This is a genomic window from Leifsonia sp. KNZ12-8B, assembly GCF_056755495.1.
The window spans coordinates 1-241 of record NZ_JBPGXM010000277.1; the positions used below are offsets into that span (position 1 = coordinate 1).

General features: G+C 84.6%; 1 protein-coding gene. It reads left to right on the forward strand.

The genetic code is table 11. The features are described from left to right. Positions 1 to 238, forward strand: a 238-nt coding sequence (locus tag ACR9ZG_RS19010; RefSeq protein WP_481286400.1) for an LPXTG cell wall anchor domain-containing protein, incomplete at its 5' end; no start/stop codon positions are given. Positions 239 to 241 lie beyond the last annotated feature (3 nt).

Sequence of the window (241 nt, forward strand, 5' to 3'; positions counted from 1 at the left end):
CAGGGTGTCGGCGGCCGTCGCAGGGCCGGGACGGGGCGCCGGCGCGGGGTGGGGCGGCGTCGCCGACCCGGCCCTCGCCTCCACCGGCTCGGACGTCGGCACGGCCGCGACCGTCGCCGGGATCGTCGCCGCCGTGGCGCTGCTGCTGGGCGGCGCGGTGCTCCTGGTGGCCCGCCGCCGGCGCTCGGCGGGCGCAGGCGCGGTCGGCGGCGGCGTCGGCGGCAGCACCGGCGCGTAGCGC